At 72.3% G+C, this 16,693-nt stretch carries 15 protein-coding genes; 11 read left to right on the top strand and 4 right to left on the bottom strand.

Annotation, left to right across the window (positions count from 1 at the left end; translation table 11 throughout):
- Positions 1-55: 55 nt before the first annotated feature.
- From ACWGH1_RS22885 to ACWGH1_RS22905, 5 genes are all read left to right on the top strand, one after another.
- Positions 56-742, top strand: a complete 687-nt coding sequence (locus ACWGH1_RS22885; protein ID WP_453408962.1) for an LPXTG cell wall anchor domain-containing protein — start codon at positions 56-58, stop codon at positions 740-742.
- 16 nt (positions 743-758) lie between these two features.
- Entirely contained in the window at positions 759-1,799 is a 1,041-nt protein-coding gene (locus ACWGH1_RS22890) for a COG1470 family protein (protein WP_453408963.1), read from the top strand.
- The gene (locus ACWGH1_RS22895) at positions 1,796-2,854 is read left to right on the top strand and encodes a neocarzinostatin apoprotein domain-containing protein (protein ID WP_453356665.1); all 1,059 of its coding nucleotides are present in this window, start codon (positions 1,796-1,798) and stop codon (positions 2,852-2,854) included. Before ACWGH1_RS22890 ends, ACWGH1_RS22895 begins: the two co-directional genes overlap by 4 nt.
- A gap of 14 nt (positions 2,855-2,868) precedes the next feature.
- Positions 2,869-4,110: a hypothetical protein gene (locus ACWGH1_RS22900; RefSeq protein WP_453356664.1), complete on the top strand. Its 1,242-nt coding sequence runs from the start codon at positions 2,869-2,871 to the stop codon at positions 4,108-4,110.
- A gap of 131 nt (positions 4,111-4,241) precedes the next feature.
- Complete coding sequence (locus ACWGH1_RS22905) at positions 4,242-4,592, top strand: hypothetical protein (protein WP_453356663.1); 351 nt, start codon at positions 4,242-4,244, stop codon at positions 4,590-4,592.
- Between the two features lie 103 nt (positions 4,593-4,695).
- Here ACWGH1_RS22905 and ACWGH1_RS22910 read toward each other — a convergent pair whose 3' ends face one another.
- The gene (locus ACWGH1_RS22910) at positions 4,696-6,222 is read right to left on the bottom strand and encodes a peptide MFS transporter (RefSeq protein ID WP_453357029.1); all 1,527 of its coding nucleotides are present in this window, start codon (positions 6,220-6,222) and stop codon (positions 4,696-4,698) included.
- Positions 6,223-6,725: 503 nt separating this feature from the next.
- On the opposite strand from ACWGH1_RS22910, the gene ACWGH1_RS22915 reads away from it, so the two are divergent.
- Both ACWGH1_RS22915 and ACWGH1_RS22920 read left to right on the top strand, forming a co-directional pair.
- Entirely contained in the window at positions 6,726-7,403 is a 678-nt protein-coding gene (locus ACWGH1_RS22915; RefSeq protein WP_136213631.1) for a response regulator transcription factor, read from the top strand.
- A 36-nt stretch (positions 7,404-7,439) separates the two neighbouring features.
- Entirely contained in the window at positions 7,440-8,705 is a 1,266-nt protein-coding gene (locus tag ACWGH1_RS22920) for an ATP-binding protein (protein ID WP_453408964.1), read from the top strand.
- Positions 8,706-8,731: 26 nt separating this feature from the next.
- Here ACWGH1_RS22920 and ACWGH1_RS22925 read toward each other — a convergent pair whose 3' ends face one another.
- Positions 8,732-9,277, bottom strand: a complete 546-nt coding sequence (locus ACWGH1_RS22925; protein WP_453356715.1) for a GtrA family protein — start codon at positions 9,275-9,277, stop codon at positions 8,732-8,734.
- Positions 9,278-9,535: 258 nt separating this feature from the next.
- Between ACWGH1_RS22925 and ACWGH1_RS22930 the strand changes: the two genes are divergently transcribed.
- The 4 genes from ACWGH1_RS22930 to ACWGH1_RS22945 all read left to right on the top strand — a co-directional run bounded on the left by ACWGH1_RS22930 (position 9,536) and on the right by ACWGH1_RS22945 (position 13,674).
- Positions 9,536-10,675, top strand: coding sequence for a 5-(carboxyamino)imidazole ribonucleotide synthase (locus ACWGH1_RS22930; RefSeq protein WP_453356714.1), 1,140 nt, complete (start codon positions 9,536-9,538; stop codon positions 10,673-10,675).
- The gene (gene purE / locus ACWGH1_RS22935) at positions 10,672-11,220 is read left to right on the top strand and encodes a 5-(carboxyamino)imidazole ribonucleotide mutase (RefSeq protein WP_453356713.1); all 549 of its coding nucleotides are present in this window, start codon (positions 10,672-10,674) and stop codon (positions 11,218-11,220) included. The genes ACWGH1_RS22930 and purE overlap by 4 nt, the downstream gene beginning before the upstream one ends.
- A complete protein-coding gene (locus ACWGH1_RS22940; RefSeq protein ID WP_453356712.1) occupies positions 11,217-12,395 on the top strand; it encodes a dipeptidase in 1,179 nt (392 codons plus the stop codon). Before purE ends, ACWGH1_RS22940 begins: the two co-directional genes overlap by 4 nt.
- A 199-nt stretch (positions 12,396-12,594) precedes the next feature.
- Complete coding sequence (locus ACWGH1_RS22945) at positions 12,595-13,674, top strand: membrane dipeptidase (RefSeq protein ID WP_453353934.1); 1,080 nt, start codon at positions 12,595-12,597, stop codon at positions 13,672-13,674.
- Positions 13,675-13,685: 11 nt separating this feature from the next.
- Here the strand turns inward: ACWGH1_RS22945 and ACWGH1_RS22950 are convergent, their stop codons facing one another.
- Both ACWGH1_RS22950 and ACWGH1_RS22955 read right to left on the bottom strand, forming a co-directional pair.
- Entirely contained in the window at positions 13,686-15,005 is a 1,320-nt protein-coding gene (locus tag ACWGH1_RS22950) for a glycosyltransferase 87 family protein (protein WP_453353933.1), read from the bottom strand.
- A gap of 106 nt (positions 15,006-15,111) precedes the next feature.
- Positions 15,112-16,455 carry a UDP-glucose dehydrogenase family protein gene (locus tag ACWGH1_RS22955; protein ID WP_453353932.1) on the bottom strand — a complete coding sequence of 448 codons (1,344 nt, stop codon included), beginning with the start codon at positions 16,453-16,455 and terminating at the stop codon, positions 15,112-15,114.
- Positions 16,456-16,693 lie beyond the last annotated feature (238 nt).

Consider the following 16,693-nt stretch of genomic DNA (forward strand, 5'->3'; position numbering starts at 1 on the left):
TGAGCCACCGATCTGATGTGCCGTCAGTAACCTGTGGTCCGAGGGGAAGACGAAGGTGTCCAACCGGAAACGATTCACCACGCTCGCACCGGTCCCCGCCCTGCTCTGCGCGGTGGCCGGATCGGCGGCCGCCCTGCTGGCGGCCGCCCCCGCGGCCCGCGCCGACGTGGTCGACGTCGCGTACAACTGCCAGACCCCCATCGGGGACAAGTCGGCGGTCTCGCCCATCGACGTCAAGGCAGTCAAGGAGGGGGACGCGTACAAGCTGACGATGACCTTCCAGAAGGGGGTCTCCTCCAGCCCCATCGAGCTGGGCAAAGGGGCGATGAACCCGAGCGCCGTCCTCCAGACCGACGGCGCGGAGAAGGTGTCGGTACCCGTCTCGGGCCCCGCGAACTCCGAGGCCGTCCCCGCCGACACCCCCATCAAGATCTCCGACCTCTCGGGCACCTACACCCCGAAGAAGAGCGGCAAGGTCACCTTCACCGCCGGGGTGCTCACCATCAAGGCGATGGGCACCACCACCACCTGCACCCCCGGCAACAGCCCCAAGCCGTCCCTGGAACTGGACGTGACGGCCGCCGGCGGAGCGCAGCCCGCACCCGAGACCCTCCCGCAGACCGGCCCCGCCGACTCCGCCCTCGCGCTCGGCACCCTCGGCGCCACCGCGCTGCTCTCCGGCGCGGCGGGCGTGCTGTGGCTGACCCGGCGCGGCCGGCCGGCCCAGCGGGCCCGGTCCTGAACGGAGCGGCCCGCCCATGCCCGTGCCCCCCACGCCCCGGCGCCGCGCACCCAGGCGGCTCGGCCTCGCCCTCCTGACGGCGGCCGCGCTGCTCGGCGCGGCGCCCGCGCAGGCCGCCGACGCCCCCGAGGGCACCGGCTGGACCGCCGAGCCCGCCGCGGGCCGCGCGGGCGCCGCCGTCCGCCCGTACTTCTACCTCGCCGGGGCCCCCGGTGCGGTGCTCGAAGACGGCCTCGCCCTGGTCAACCCCACCGATCGGGAGCACACCGTCACGCTGCGCGGAGCCGACGCGTACAACACCGCCGACGGGGCCTTCGCCGTACGCCCCCCGGAGCGACCCGGCCCCGGCGCGGGCCCGGCCACCGGTCCCGGCACCGGCCCCGGATCCTGGATCAGCTTCGGCCGGGGCGCGACCGTCCGGCTCCCCGCCCGCACCCGCGCCGTGGTGCCCTTCACCGTCACCCTGCCGCCCGCCTCCGCGCCCGGCGACCACCCGGCCGCCATCGTCGCCGCAGAGGCCGGCCACGAGACGGGCGTACGGGTCCACCTGCGCGTCAGCGGCCCGGCCGTGGCGGCCCTCACCGTCGAGGACGTCGCCGTACGGGGCCGGGGCGGGGCCGCCGTCATCGCGTACACCCTGGTCAACCGGGGCAACGTCGCCCTCGCCCCCACCCTCGCGGTCCGCGCCGACGGCGGCTTCGGGAAGGCCCCCGGGCGCGCTCCGCACGCCCTCCCGGTGGAACTGCTGCCCGGGCAGCGGGTCGGGCTGACCGAACCCTGGCCCGGAGCGCCGGCGTTCGACCGCGTGCACCTCACGCTCACCGTCGCCGCCCCCGGCGCCCCCCGGGCCACGGCCACCGCCTCCGCGTGGTGCGTGCCCGCCTCCCTCGCCGGCTGGGCGGGCCCCGGCCTGCTCGCCCTCGGCGCGACCACCGCGGCCGCGCTGCTCCTCGTACGCACCCGGCGCATCCGCCGGGCGCCCGAGCCGCACGAGGACCACGTACCGGAGCACCGGCCGCACCCCCACCGACGCCCGCTGACGGGAGCACCCAGGTGAGCGCCAACGCCGGCCGGCCGGCCCGCGCCCGGATCACGGCCCTGCTCGCGGCGGGGCTGGCGGTGTTCGCCCTGGCGCTGCTTCCCGCCGCCCCGGCCGCGATCGCGGACGAGGGCAGGGCCGCCGCCGCGCTCTCCCTCCAGGAGGCCGCCAAGGGCACCGGAGTCACGGTCACCGGCACCGGATGGCGGCCCAAGACGCTGGTGATGTTGCTGGTCTGCGGACAGAACATGATCGGCGGCACCAACAGCTGCGCCAACGCCGACGGGGTCGCCGTCGCGGTCGGAGACGACGGGCACTTCACCGCCCGGCTGCCGGTCGTGGGGCCGCCCAAGCCGTGCCCCTGCGTGGTGAACGTGACCTCCGTCAACGGGGACCAGTCCACCGTCGCGCTCCCGCTGAAGATCACCGACCACCCCGTGGCCGAGCTGCCCGCCGAGTCCGGCACCGGCCGCCTCGCGCTGCTCACGGGGGTCCGGCTGGACGGCGACGACGGGGTGCTGACCTGGTTCGGGGCGCCGCCCACCCGGAAGTTCACGGTCACCGTGGGCAACCTCGGTTCCGCCCCGGTCAAGGACCCGGTCTTCCAGCTCGGCACCGCGCACGGGGTGTACGCGCCGCTGTGGGAGGAGGCCCGCTGGAAGGGCACCATCGCGCCCGGCGGCAAGGCGGAGATCCGGCTGGACGTGGCCCTGGCCGCCGGCGCCCACGGGGACTACACGGTCTCGCTCAAGTACGGGGACAAGGTGGTGGCCACGCAGCCGTGGGGGGTGGGGCGCCCGTACGGGGTGCTGCTGTTCTGGGCCCTGCTGCTGGTGGTTGTCCCGACCGCCGTCTTCCGCGTCGGCATGGCCGTCGTCGACCGCGTCCGCCCGCGCCCCACCCCGGCCGCCCCCACCTCCGCCGGCCCCGCGGCGGACCCCGAAGCCCCCACGGCGGTCCTGCCGTGGTTCACCCCGGACACCGCGCCGGAACCAGACGCACCACCGGCACCACACACACCGCAGACATCCGCACCGTCTGAAAACCGTCCGACGACGAAGGGACATTCGTGAAGACCCAACGGAGGGTGAGCGCGGCCGCTGTCGCGCTGCTGTTCGGCGGCGCGGGCATCCTGCTGGCGGCCGCCCCCGCCCAGGCGGCCGACGTCTCCTACAAGGTGGAGTGCATCCCGCCGGCGGGAGGCGGCGGCCCGGTCCAGGGCACCACCACCGTCTCCATCACCGCCCCCGCCACCGCGAAGGTCGGCGACGAGGTCGAGGTGGTCTGGAAGACCGTCAAACCCGCCTCGAACAACACCGACCTCATGGACCTGGGCAAGGACACCGTCAAGCCCACCGGCTACGTGACGCTCGGCGGCGCGCTCGGCTCCGAGGTCAAGCTGGAGGGGGAGCGGAAGAACCCGCCCATCCCGAAGAAGGCCCCCATGGTCATGTCCGACATGAAGGGCAAGGTCAAGCTGACCAAGGCGGGCGACGTCACGATCACGCCGGGCAAGTACGACGTGGACTTCAGCGGCTTCATCACGAAGTGCTCCCCGAAGGAGACGGTGGGAGTCGCCGCCACCATCAAGGTCACCGAGGGCGGCGGCACGACGGGTGGCACCACCGGCGGTTCGACCTCGGGCGGTACCACGGGCGGCTCGACCACCGGCGGCACCGGCGGGCAGACCGACTTCCCCGGCAAGCCGATCGAGGTCGCCTACGACTGCGGAGCCGTCGTCCCCGGCGGCATCAAGACCCCGGTCACCATCAACGCGAAGAAGAACGGCAGCGGCTACGACCTCACCGTCAAGACCGCCAAGGGCGCAATGGCCAGCCCCATGGCCCTCCCGGCAGGGGCCCTCAAGCCCTCGATGGACATCAAGCTCGGCGGCGCCGACAGCGGCACGGTCAAGGTCACCGGCCCGGCCAACGCCGAGCCGATCCCGGACAAGGCCCCGGTCAGCCTCAGCGACATGACCGGCACTTACAAGCCGGGCAAGACCGGCAAGGTGACGCTCAGCCCGGACCAGCTGACGATCGACGTCACGATGGCCCCCGGTGCCACACCGATCAACGTGCCCTGCAAGGCCACCAGCAGCGGCGTCTCCCTGGAACTGGACACCACCGCCCAGCCCGGCGGCTCCGGCTCGCCCTCCACCACCGGCAGCACCACCAGCGGCTCCGCCGCGTCCGGCGGCCTCGCCGAGACCGGCGCGGCCGACGGCGGCGGCCTCAAGGCCCTCGGCCTGGTCGCCGGCACGGTCATCCTGCTCGGCGCGGCGGTCTTCACCTTCACCCCCTGGCGCCGCCTGCGCGGCCACCGCTGACCCTCGGGACGTACGCCCTCCGTGTCACGGCGGCCCGAACCTCTTGGAGGTGATCGTTTCTGCTTGCTAGCTTCCGGTTCGGCGGAAAGGTGGTCTTTTGTCCGCCGGACCTGCGAAGAACGGGGCAGCTCATGAAGTTCACGTCCGTACTCGTGGCGGTGGCCGCCGTCGTGGCCCTCGCCGTCATCGGTGGAACGCCGGCCTCCGCCGCGCCCGCCGGCGGAGGCAACGGCCGCTGCAAGGCGACCGCCGACATGGACAGGTTCGGCCGTCCCAACGTCACGTCGGCCTGCTCCGGACGGCTGCCCTCGGGCGCCCGGCACCGTGCCGTGATCACCTGCGACACGGTTCAAGGCGTCCGGGAGCACGTCGTCCGCCACACGCACCACAGCCGCTGGACCCCGACGGGAAGCAAGGCCACCGTGCGCTGCGGTTTCAAGACGTTCCTCGTCGGCTTCAAGTCCGAGGTACAGGGCGCTTGACGCCTGACACTTGACGCCTGAGGCCGACCGGGTCGCGAGGAACGCCGAAGGGCCCGGCACACCTTCCGGTGTGCGGGCCCTTCGGTCGGGGCGGGAGGGCGCGTCAGCGCACGTCGCCCATGAGGTCCTTGACCTTCTTCCGGTACATGAAGACCGCGACGCCGGCCAGTGTGGCCAGGACGGCCTCGATCGCCACCGCGCCGGTGCCGTTGAGGTCCACGCCGAACACGGCCGGGTCGGACAGCAGGCTGGTGATGGAGTCACCCGCCGTCACCGCCAGGAACCAGACGCCCATCATCTGCGAGGCGTACTTCTGCGGCGCCATCTTCGTGGTGACCGACAGGCCGACGGGGGAGATGCACAGCTCGCCGACCGTCTGGATCAGGTAGATGCCCACCAGCCACATCGGGCTGACCAGGTGGCCGTTCGAGGACATGGCGACCGGCAGCAGGAAGAAGAAGAACGAGACGCCGATGAAGAACAGACCGGCGGCGAACTTGCCGACCGTGGTCGGCTCCTTGCCCTTGCGGTTCAGCCACAGCCAGATCCAGGCGAAGACCGGGGCCAGCGCCATGATGAAGACCGGGTTCAGCGACTGGTACCAGGACGAGGGGAACTCGAAGCCGAGCAGCGAGCCGGACGCCTTGGTCTCACCGAACGCCTGGACCGTCGAAGCGCCCTGGTCGTAGATCATCCAGAAGGCGGCGGCGGCCACGAAGAACCAGATGTAGCCGGTCATCTTCGACTGCTCGCCGCGGTCGAGTTCCTTGTCCCGCTTGATCCGCACGAGCACGGCGGTCGGGACGATCAGGCCGACCAGGGTGAGCGGGATGGTCGCCCAAGCCTTGGTGAACATGCCGGCGACGGCGATGACGGTGTAGAAGACCGCCACGACGGCCACCGAGATGGCGATCTTGCGCAGCCAGGAGGTCCGTTCCTCGGCCGACAGCGGCTTCGGGACGACCGAGCTGACCGGGTTCAGGTTCTTCGTGCCCAGCAGGAAGACGACGAGGCCGATGCCCATGCCGACCGCCGCCATGGCGAAGCCCAGGTGCCAGTTGATCTTCTGGCCCACCGTGCCGATGGCCAGCGGGGCGAAGAAGGCACCCGCGTTGATGCCCATGTAGAAGATCGTGAACCCGCCGTCGCGGCGCGGGTCGTCCGCGTCCTTGTACAGCTGGCCGACCATGGTGGAGATGTTGGCCTTCAGCAGGCCCGAGCCGATCGCGACGAGCGCGAGGCCGACGTAGAAGGTCGCCGATCCGGGCAGGGCCAGGATCACGTGACCCGACATGATCGTCACTGCGGCGACGGTCACGGTCTTGCGGGGGCCCCAGACACGGTCGCCCAGCCATCCGCCCGGCATCGCGAGCAGGTAGACCATGGACACGTAGATGGAGAAGACGGCGATCGCCGTTCCCTCGTCCATCCCGATGCCGCCGCCCAGGCTGCCCTTCTTGGCATCCGGGCCACCCGAGATCAGGTAGACGAGGAGCAGGGCCTTCATGCCGTAGAAGCTGAAGCGCTCCCACATCTCGGTCATGAACAGAGTGGCCAGGCCACGGGGGTGGCCGAAGAAGGTCTTCTCGGAGGCCGGAGCCGCCGGTTCCTTCGTCAGGCTGGAAGCCATGGTCGATCCTTGCTTGATCGGGACGCTGTCGCTTCGTGAGCGGGGCAGCGCCCTGTGGGGGGTGGCCGGCACCGGCGACGGGCCGCCCACCCCACGCCTCGGGGTCTCGACCCGCGGGTGGGGTCGAAGGAAGGTCCGTAACCGGGATCCACGCCCTCCGCGCACATTCGCGCGCAGGGCCCGGCCCCTAGGTCATTCACTTCATCCGGGGCGGACGGGGCCGTCCTTGACACGTGTACGCATCAAGGCGCCGATCCGCTCGGGACAGAAGGAGAGACCCTTGGCTCGTTTTTCGGCACAAAGGTCCCCTGGGTAGTGCATCAGGCGTCTCGCCACCATACGACACGACACTGCGGCATATGGAAGGACTTGAGATATGGATCACAAGGGGGCGCGGGAACCGTTCGACCATATTCGAAGGCGGGTAGTAGTCCATAAGCCCAGATAGGCAGGGGTATGCGGGCTGGCCCACGTTTCGGTCGCCGCGGACTACCATCACCCACATGACGCGTGTACTGCTCGCCGAGGACGACGCATCCATCTCGGAGCCCCTGGCCCGCGCCCTGCGCCGGGAGGGGTACGAGGTCGAGGTCCGGGAGGACGGCCCCACCGCTCTGGCCGCGGGACTGCAAGGCGGCGTCGACCTCGTCGTCCTGGACCTGGGACTGCCCGGCATGGACGGCCTGGAAGTGGCCCGACGGCTGCGCGCGGAGGGGCACGGGTTCCCGATCCTGGTGCTGACGGCCCGGGCGGACGAGGTCGACACGGTCGTCGGCCTGGACGCGGGCGCCGACGACTACGTGACGAAGCCGTTCCGGCTCGCCGAACTGCTGGCCCGGGTCCGGGCCCTGCTGCGGCGCGGCGCCAACGAGGCCTCCCAGGCGCCGGCCACCCACGGCGTACGGATCGACGTCGAGTCGCACCGCGCCTGGATGGGGGAGGAGGAGCTCCAGCTCACCGCCAAGGAGTTCGACCTCCTGCGGGTCCTGGTCCGGGACGCGGGCCGGGTCGTGACCCGCGACCAGCTGATGCGCGAGGTCTGGGACACCACCTGGTGGTCCTCGACCAAGACCCTGGACATGCACATCTCCTGGCTCCGCAAGAAGCTGGGGGACGACGCCGCGAACCCCCGTTACATCGCGACGGTACGGGGCGTCGGCTTCCGTTTCGAGAAGAGCTGAGCGAAACCGGGTGGAGAACCGAGTGCGGACTGAGCCGTGCGCCGCCGTCTGATCAACTCCACGCTCGCCGTGGTGCTCGTCGTGATCGCCGTCTTCGGGGTCTCCCTCGTCATCGTGGAGACCAGGACGATCACCAGCAGCGCCCAGGACCGGATCGGGTCGGAGGCGCTGCGACTGGTGGGCATCGTCGAGACGGACGTGCTGGAGGGCAAACCGGTCGACCCGGTCTCGCTGGGCGAGCAGCTGGACGTGGGACGGTACGCCCGCATCAGCGTTCCCGGCCGGCCGCCCGTCGAAGTGGGCGAGCGGATCCCGGACAGCGTCATCCGCGGCACCGCCCGCGGGGAGCAGGGCGAGGTGGTGGTGGTCGAGGAGTCCCGCTCCACGGTCACCAAGGAGGTCGGACGGACCCTGGTCGTGGTCGGCGCGGTGGCGCTGCTGGCCGTCGTGGCGGCCGTCCTGCTCGCCGTCCGCCAGGCGAACCGGCTGGCCTCGCCGCTCACCGACCTCGCCGAGACGGCCGAACGGCTCGGGTCGGGCGACCCGCGCCCCCGCCACAAGCGCTACGGGGTTCCCGAGCTGGACCGGGTGGCGGACGTACTGGACTCCAGCGCGGAGCGGATCGCCCGGATGCTCACGGCCGAGCGGCGGCTGGCCGCCGACGCCTCGCACCAGCTGCGGACCCCGTTGACGGCCCTGTCGATGCGGCTGGAGGAGATCACCGTCACCGACGACCTGGAGACCGTACGGGAAGAGGCGAGCATCGCCCTGACCCAGGTGGAGCGGCTCACGGACGTGGTGCAACGGCTCCTGACGAACTCGCGCGACCCCCGGACCGGCTCGGCGGTCCCCTTCGACCTGGACGAGGTCGTCAAGCAGCAGGTGGAGGAGTGGCGGCCGGCCTACCGCAGCGCCGGCCGGGCCATCGTCCGCTCGGGCAAGACGGGCATGCGGGCCGTCGGCACGCCGGGGGCGGTCTCGCAGGTGCTGGCCACCCTCGTGGAGAACGCGCTGATGCACGGCGGTGGCACGGTCGCGCTGCGCACCCGGGTCACCGGCAACCAGGCGGTGCTGGAAGTCACGGACGAGGGCCCCGGCGTTCCGCCCGACCTCGGCAACCGGATCTTCGAGCGGGCCATCAGCGGCCGCAACTCGACGGGCATCGGCCTCGCCGTCGCCCGCGACCTCGCGGAGGCGGACGGCGGCCGCCTGGAGCTGCTCCAGACGCAGCCGCCCGTGTTCGCCCTGTTCCTGAGCCGGACGGCGCCCCCGCCCGCGGAGCCCGAGCGGCCGGTCCGCTAGCCGCCGCCGGCCCGAGCCCGGGTCCGCTAGCGGACCGGCGTCGCGGCCGGCTCGGTGGCGAGGGGGGCTGCCACGGGGGCCTGCCCGTCGCGCTGCTCGACGACCAGCGAGGCGGCGGCCGGCGTGGGCAGCGCCTTGAAGACCCACGTCCGGTAGGACCAGAAGCGGAAGACCGTGGCGATGCCGATACCGGTGAACTTGAAGAAGTTCGTCGCGAGGGAGCCGTCCCAGCCGAGCCCGTAGGTGGCGGTGTACAGCACGCCGTTCTCGATGACCAGGCCGATCACGCTGAACGCGGCGAACAGCACCAGCTCACGGGTGCGGGTGTGGCTGCTGTTGTCGGCGCGGTCCCGGTAGGCGAAGTAGCGGAACCCGAGGTAGTTCGACGCGATGGCCACCACGGTCGCTATCACGCTCGCGCGCACCACCTGGAGGTCGGTGGTGCTGCGGATCAGGTTGAACACGCCCATGTTGACCAGCACGCCCAGCCCGCCGACCGCCCCGAACTTGGCGACCTCCCGTGCCATACCGCGTATGCGTTCGAGGGCGGATCCGTGCTTCGGCGTGCTCATGTGATGGTTCAGTCCCTGTCCGTCGTCGCCGCCCCGTGAAGGAGGCGTCACTCGTCGTCGACGACCCACGTCTCGGCGCACACGTCTTCTGCGTCACACGTATCCGTCAACCGAATCTCGTCGCCCGTCCATGGTAAGTGCCGCCCCGCGGCTCCGTCCGCGCATGTGCCCCCCTGCGACGCACGGCACACGGCCGTCCGGCGAGTCCGCGCCAGGGCTGCGTCCGGATGGCGGAATACCGGCGGATACCCTGGAGAGGTGACGTTCCCGGTAGTCGGCATGGTCGGCGGCGGACAGCTCGCCCGCATGACCCACGAGGCGGGCATCCCCCTCGGCATCAGATTCAAGCTCCTCAGTGACACCCCACAGGACTCGGCGGCCCAGGTCGTGAACGACGTCGTCATCGGCGACTATCGCGACCTGGAGACGTTGCGCGCCTTCGCGCGCGGCTGCGATGTGATCACTTTCGACCACGAGCATGTACCCATCGAACACCTGCGGGCCCTGGAAGCGGACGGCATTCCCGTCCGCCCGGGGCCCGACGCGTTGATGCATGCCGCCGACAAGGGGGTGATGCGCGCCAGGCTCGACGAGATCGGCGCGCCCAGTCCCCGCCACCGGATCGTGAGCGATCCGGCGGACGCGGCGGCCTTCGCGCAGGAGGTCGGCGGGTTCCCCGTCATCCTCAAGACGGTGCGCGGCGGCTACGACGGCAAGGGCGTGTGGTTCGTCCGCACCCCCGAGGACGCGGCGGCCCCCTTCAAGGCGGGCGTCCCGGTCCTGGCCGAGGAGAAGGTGGACTACGTCCGCGAGCTCGCGGCCAACATCGTCCGCTCCCCGCACGGCCAGGCGGTGGCCTACCCCGTCGTGGAGTCCGTCCAGGTCGACGGCGTCTGCGACACGGTCATCGCGCCCGCCCCGAACCTCTCGGCGGAGCTGGCGGGCGAGGCGCAGGCCCTGGCCCTGCGCATCGCGAAGGAACTCGGGGTGACCGGCCACCTGGCCGTGGAGCTCTTCGAGACCACCGACGGCCGGATCCTGGTCAACGAACTGGCCATGCGCCCGCACAACAGCGGCCACTGGACCCAGGACGGCGCGGTCACCTCCCAGTTCGCCAACCACGTACGGGCGGTGCTCGACCTGCCGCTCGGCGATCCGCGCCCGCGCGCCCGCTGGACGGTCATGGCGAACGTCCTGGGCGGCGACTACCCCGACATGTACGCGGCCTACCTGCACTGCATGGCCCACGACCCGCAGCTGAAGATCCACATGTACGGCAAGGACGTGAAACACGGCCGCAAGGTCGGCCACGTCAACACCTACGGCGACGACCTGGACGATGTGCTGGAGCGCGCACGTCACGCAGCCGGCTACCTCAGAGGGACGATCACCGAATGAGCACCAGCTCTACCGCAGGCACCACGGGCCCCGTCATCGGCATCGTCATGGGCTCCGACTCCGACTGGCCGGTCATGGAGGCCGCCGCCAAGGCGCTGGAGGAGTTCGAGATCCCCTACGAGGTCGACGTCGTCTCCGCGCACCGGATGCCGCGCGAGATGATCGCGTACGGGGAGCAGGCCGACGCGCGCGGCCTCAAGGCCGTCATCGCGGGTGCCGGCGGCGCCGCCCACCTGCCCGGCATGCTCGCCGCGGTCACCCCGCTGCCCGTCATCGGCGTCCCGGTGCCGCTGAAGTACCTCGACGGCATGGACTCCCTGATGTCGATCGTCCAGATGCCCGCCGGGGTTCCCGTCGCCACGGTCTCCATCGCCGGAGCGCGCAACGCGGGCCTGCTGGCCGTACGGATGCTGGCCGCGCACGACACCGAGCTGCTGGCCCGGATGCGCGACTTCCAGCAGGAGCTGAACGACCAGGCCACCGAGAAGGGCAAGCGGCTGCGGGCCAAGGCCGCCGGCACGGAGTCGTTCGGATTCGTCAAGTGAGCGCCGAGCGGCGCCTGGCCGAGGCGCGCGAGCTGCTGGCCGAACACCCGGTGGTGGACGGGCACAACGACCTGCCCTGGGCGCTGCGCCAGCAGGCCCGCTACAACCTCGACCGGCTGGACATCGCCGCCGACCAGCGCGGCACCCTGCACACCGACATCCCCCGGCTGCGCGCCGGCGGGGTCGGCGCGCAGTTCTGGTCCGTGTTCGTACGGTCGGACTACGCGGGCGACACGGCGGTCAGCGCCACCCTCGAACAGATCGACGGCGTCGACCAGCTGATCGCGCGCTACCCGGCGGCCTTCGCCCGGGCGCTCACCGCCGACGACATGGAGGCGGCCCGGGCCGAGGGCCGGATCGCCTCGCTGATGGGCGCCGAGGGCGGCCACTCCATCAACAACTCGCTGGCCACGCTGCGCGCCCTGCACCGGCTCGGCGTGCGGTACATGACCCTCACGCACAACGACACCATCGACTGGGCGGACTCGGCGACCGACGAGCCCCGGCACGGCGGCCTCACCGGCTTCGGCCGCGAGGTCGTGCGCGAGATGAACCGCATCGGCATGCTCGTCGACCTCTCGCACGTCGCCGAGACGACGATGCGGGACGCCATCGAGGTGTCCACCGCGCCGGTGATCTTCTCGCACTCCTCCGCGCGGGCCGTCTGCGACCACCCGCGCAACGTGCCGGACGACGTACTGGCGCTGCTCCCGGCGAACGGCGGGGTGGCCATGGCCACCTTCGTGCCGAAGTTCATCCTGCCCGGGGCCGTCGAGTGGACGCTGGCCGCCGACGAGAACCTGCGCGCGCACGGGTTCCACCACCTCGACACCACCCCCGGGGCGATGGCCCTGCACCGGGCCTTCGAGGCGGAGCGCCCGCGCCCGGTGGCCACGGCCGCCACCGTCGCGGACCACCTCGACCACATGCGCGAGGTGGCCGGCGTCGACCACATCGGCATCGGCGGCGACTACGACGGCACGGCCTTCACCCCCTCCGGGCTGGACGACGTGGCGGGCTACCCGAACCTGATCGCGGAGCTGCTGACGCGCGGCTGGTCTCGGGCCGACCTGGCCAAACTGACCTGGTCCAACGCGGTCCGCGCGCTGCGCGACGCCGAGGCGGTGGCGCGCGACCTCTCGGCCTCGCGCGGGCCGTCCAACGCGGTGATCTAGGGGTGCCCGGCGGATCGGGGCCGGGCGCGGCCGTGATCCGCCGGACACCCCGGCGCCCCTCGGGGCCGCCGGCGTTCGGGTGCCGCCCCCGCGGTGCACCCGAACGCCACATCCGCCGTGAACCCGCGCGTCCCGCGTGTCACCGTGGCCAGACGAACCCCGCTTCTCTCCCTGCTGCGCCGAGACCGGAGCGAACGCCATGGCCGACTTGCAGGACGAACCCCTCCAGAGCCCCGGCACCGACGTGGGCCCGGGCTCCGTGGGATCCGAAGACCTCGCCGCCCCGGGGGCGGTGACCGGAGCCCTGGACCGGGCCGTGGAACTGCTGGCCGAGCATCCCGTCGCCGACGGGTGCAACACCCTGGTGTGGACCTTGCGCCAGAGCCCTTACCACGACATCGACACCCCGGACCTCGGTGTCGACACCGACATCCCCAGGCTGCGCGCCGGCGGGGTCGGGGCCCAGTTCTGGTCCCTGCTGACGCCGAGCGAGGCGCCGGCCGCCGACCAGGTGGTGTCCGACACCCTGGAGCAGATCGACGTGGCGCTGTCCCTCGTGCGCCGCTACCCCGACAGCCTGTGCCTGGCGCTGACCCCCGACGACATGGCGGACGCCCGCAACCGGGGCCGGATCGCCGCGTTCCTCGGCCCGGTGCCCGGCCGTACGCTGACCGGCTCGCTGGGGGCGCTGCGCGCCTTTCACGCGCTGGGCGTACGGATCCTCGCGCCCGCCGGGGCGCCGTGGGCGCGGGAGGGCCTGACCGTCTTCGGCCACGAGGTGGTCAAGGAGATGAACCGGCTGGGGATGCTGCTCGACCTGGCGGGATGCCCGTCGGCGGTGGCCTGCCAGCTCGCGGGCGCCTCCAAGTCGCCGGTCATCATCTCGAACACCGGCGCCGCCGCCCTCAACCCGCATCCGGGGAACGTGACCGACGAGGTGCTGCTCGCGCTGCGCGCGGCGGGCGGGCTGGCGATGGTCACCTTCGACACCGAGCGGACCGGGGACTCCCTGCACGCGGTGGCGGACCACGTGGACCACGTACGGGCGCTCGCGGGCCCGAACGGCGTCGGCCTCGGCGCCGCGTTCGGGGCCGAACCCGGCAGCCCGCGCCCGGCCGGGCTGACCGACCCCTCGGGCTATCCGAGGCTGGTCGCCGAACTGCTGGAGCGGGGCTGGACGGAGCCCGACCTGGCCCTGCTCACCTGGGGCAATGCCCAACGGGTGCTGCGCGATGCGGAGTTCACCGCTCGCGCCGCCCAACACCGCCGCCCGGTCTAGCCGGCCCCGGGTCAGCCGGCCGCCGGGGCGGGCTGGTCCGCCGGGGCCGGTCCGGCTCCGGCGACGGGGGTGACGGTCGCCTTCCACAGCCGGATGCCGGACCAGACGGTCGCGTAGAGCAGCATGCCGTTGCGGGCGCACAGCAGGACGGTCCCGGTCCAGGTGTTCTGCAGGACGTCGCCGTACCAGACGGGGAAGACCAGCGACGTGAGCAACGCGGTTGCGGCCAGCAGCCACGCGACCGGGCGCTGGGTGGTGTGCCGGGAGGTCAGGCAGACGGCCGCGAGGCCGAGCAGCCAGATCATGTACTGCGGGCTGATGACGCGGCTGGTCACCGTGAACACCATGATCGCGCAGAGCGCGGCGTCCGGCGGGGTCGCCGTCGTCCAGCGACGGGCCTTGACCCGCCACAGGATCAGCAGCAGGAAGCCGATCGCGGTGAGGGCGAGCGAGACCCGCGCGATGGCCGGGACGTAGGGGCCGACGTACTCGAAGGCGCCGTACCGGAAGTCGATCTTCCCGGGCCAGGCCTTCGTCTTCATGGCCAGCATCAGCGCCGAACCGCCGAGGGACTCGATCTGGACCCCGCGGTCCCCCTGGTTGCCGAGGAAGCCCAGGGAGTCCCGGAACAGGGCCGCGAAGACGGCCAGCAGCGCGACGCAGGACAGCGCCGCCGCGATGACCGCCTCCCGCGCGGACTTGCCGCGCGGGACCCCCAGCAGGGCGAGCAGCGGCCACACCTTGACCATGGCGCCGACGCCCGCGATCACCCCGCCGAGCCGCGGGCGGTGGCGCAGGCACAGCAGGGAACCGACCGCGAGCAGCGTCACCTGGACGTCGTAGCGCGCGAACGGCGTCGCCATCAGCAGCGGCAGCGCGCCCAGCCAGAGCAGGGCGCCGGCGGTGCTGCCGTCGCCGCGGCGGGCGGCGCGGAGCAGGCCGACGAGGACGAGCCCGTCGCAGAGCACCGTCAGCGCGACGAAGGCCTGGAAGTAGCTGAGGAACGGCAGCAGGTCGGGCGAGAGGAAGATCGCCGCGGCGGCCGGCGGGTACTGCCACATGATGTCGTCGTGCGGCATCGACCAGGTGACGAGGACGTCGTACCAGTTGTGGTAGGTCCCGGTGACCTCCACGCGCACCAGGTTCGAGCCGTGGAAGTCGTGCACGAGCATCCACAGCATCAGCGCCCGGGTGGCCAGCCAGAACCCCCCGATGCCGAGCAGCGCGCCGCGTCCGCGCACGGCTGCTTCGAAGGTTCCCCGCCCGCCGGGTGCGGCGGGCGCCGCCGCGCCGGGGCGGGGGGCGGTCGGAGGGCTGCTGGTCGCGGTCATCGGCCGCCACTCTACCGATCCGCCGTGCCCGCGGCCGGACCCGTCTGCGGACCGGGGTGCGTCAGATCAGCGGCGGTGCAGGTCGGGCGCGCGGGTGCGCGTCAGGTCAGGCCCGCGGGCGGCCCATCGCGCGGTAGGTCCAGCCGGCGCCCCGCCACAGGTCGGGGTCGAGGGCGTTGCGGCCGTCCAGGACCAGCCGGTCCGTGACGACCTCGCCCAGCGCGGCCGGGTCCAGCTCGCGGAACTCCCGCCACTCGGTGAGGTGCAGGACCACCTCCGCGCCCCGCGCCGCCGCGACGGCGGACTCCGCGTACCCGAGGGTCGGGAAGACGCGCCGCGCGTTGTCCATGCCCTTCGGGTCGTAGACGGTGACCTGGCCGCCCTGGAGGTGGATCTGCCCGGCCACGTTCAGCGCGGGGGAGTCGCGCACGTCGTCGGAGTCCGGCTTGAAGGTGGCGCCGAGCACCGCGACGCGCTTGCCGAGGAAGGAGCCGCCGACCGCCTCGCGCGCCAGCTCGACCATGTGCCCGCGGCGGCGCATGTTGATGGAGTCGACCTCGCGCAGGAACGTCAGCGCCTGGTCCGCGCCCAGCTCGCCGGCCCGGGCCATGAACGCCCGGATGTCCTTGGGCAGGCAGCCGCCGCCGAAGCCGATCCCGGCCCGCAGGAACTTGGAGCCGATCCGCTCGTCGTAGCCGATCGCCTCCGCCAGCTTCACCACGTCACCGCCGGCCGCCTCGCACACCTCGGCCATCGCGTTGATGAAGGAGATCTTCGTCGCGAGGAAGGAATTGGCGGCCGTCTTGACCAGCTCCGCGGTCGGGAAGTCCGTCACCACCAGCGGCGTGCCCTCCGACATCGGCGTCTCGTACACCTCCCGCAGCACCTTCTCGCCGCGGTCGCCCTGTACACCGATCACGATCCGGTCCGGGTGCAGGGTGTCCTGGACCGCGAAGCCCTCGCGCAGGAACTCCGGGTTCCACGCCAGCTCCGCGTCCGCGCCCGCCGGGGCCAGCGCCGCCAGCTTGGCGGCGAGGCGCTCCGCCGAGCCGACCGGCACCGTGGACTTGCCGACGACCAGTACGGGCCGGGTCAGGTGCGGGGCCAGCGACTCCAGCGCGGAGTCCACGTACGACATGTCGCAGGCGTACTCGCCGTGCTTCTGCGGAGTGTTCACGCACAGGAAGTGGACGTCGCCGAAGGCGCCGACCTCCTCCCACGACCGGGTGAAGCGCAGCCGCCCCGACGACCCCGGCAGCCCGGCCACGTGCGCGCCCAGCAGCTCCTCCAGCCCGGGCTCGTACATCGGGACCCGGCCCGCGGCCAGCATCTCGATCTTCTCCGGCACCACGTCCAGGCCCAGCACCTCGAAGCCCAGCTCGGCCATGGCGGCGGCGTGCGTCGCGCCGAGGTAACCGGTGCCGATCACAGTGATCTTGAGGGGGGCCATGGGTGCTCCAGAGGTGCGGGGCCGTTTGCGGCCACTGAGCATAGTCGGGCCCGCCCCGGGGGACGCTCCCCACGAGCCCACCGGACGCCCCGGCTGTCACGCAGCTCACGTACGCCGTACATATCGCTGCCCTGACGCCGGAGACTAAGCTTCGGGTTACTTAACGGTAGTTAGCATCACGGATCGTGCGCCGGCACACGCGGCGCGCACCACGCATCACACCTGGGGAGTGAGAGAT

The organism is Streptomyces sp. NPDC054883, assembly GCF_053610645.1.

Excerpts from the sequence above, each read along its gene's own strand:
- ACWGH1_RS22910 (WP_453357029.1), bottom strand. The coding sequence starts at position 6,222 with ATGGCTTCCAGCCTGACGAAGGAACCGGCGGCTCCGGCCTCCGAGAAG.
- purE (WP_453356713.1), top strand. The coding sequence starts at position 10,672 with ATGAGCACCAGCTCTACCGCAGGCACCACGGGCCCCGTCATCGGCATC.
- ACWGH1_RS22915 (WP_136213631.1), top strand. The coding sequence starts at position 6,726 with ATGACGCGTGTACTGCTCGCCGAGGACGACGCATCCATCTCGGAGCCC.
- ACWGH1_RS22890 (WP_453408963.1), top strand. The coding sequence starts at position 759 with ATGCCCGTGCCCCCCACGCCCCGGCGCCGCGCACCCAGGCGGCTCGGC.
- ACWGH1_RS22925 (WP_453356715.1), bottom strand. The coding sequence starts at position 9,277 with ATGAGCACGCCGAAGCACGGATCCGCCCTCGAACGCATACGCGGTATG.
- ACWGH1_RS22955 (WP_453353932.1), bottom strand. The coding sequence starts at position 16,455 with ATGGCCCCCCTCAAGATCACTGTGATCGGCACCGGTTACCTCGGCGCG.
- ACWGH1_RS22950 (WP_453353933.1), bottom strand. The coding sequence starts at position 15,005 with ATGACCGCGACCAGCAGCCCTCCGACCGCCCCCCGCCCCGGCGCGGCG.
- ACWGH1_RS22905 (WP_453356663.1), top strand. The coding sequence starts at position 4,242 with ATGAAGTTCACGTCCGTACTCGTGGCGGTGGCCGCCGTCGTGGCCCTC.
- ACWGH1_RS22945 (WP_453353934.1), top strand. The coding sequence starts at position 12,595 with ATGGCCGACTTGCAGGACGAACCCCTCCAGAGCCCCGGCACCGACGTG.